1 protein-coding gene is annotated in these 301 nt (G+C 69.8%); it reads left to right on the top strand.

What is annotated here, in order from left to right:
- Positions 1-194, top strand: a 194-nt coding sequence (locus JHD74_RS26420) for a hypothetical protein (RefSeq protein ID WP_199063957.1), incomplete at its 5' end; no start/stop codon positions are given.
- Positions 195-301 lie beyond the last annotated feature (107 nt).

Raw genomic sequence — 301 nt, 5'->3', positions numbered from 1 at the left:
CCCCCCCCCCCCCCCCCCCCCCCCCCCCCCCCCCCCCCCCCCCCCCCCCCCCCCCCCCCCCCCCCCCCCCCCCCCCCCCCCCCCCCCCCCCCCCCCCCCCCCCTTTTCACGCAGACGACGGCATACGCGATGATACCTCCTGTCTCGTGGGCTCGGAGATGTGTATAAGAGACAGGGTGAAATACTGCGCGTAAACGTGCTCAATATTCATGATAAAAACCTGGCCGAGATGGCCCTGGCCACGCCAGCGGCGGTAGATCGTCACCATAAAGCGTCCCCAGTTGGCGGCACTCAAGCCATA

It is taken from the genome of Serratia sp. ASV30, from assembly GCF_016428815.1.
GTDB lineage: Bacteria > Pseudomonadota > Gammaproteobacteria > Enterobacterales > Enterobacteriaceae > Chania > Chania fonticola_C.
This window is presented reverse-complemented; position numbering and strand designations above follow the sequence as displayed.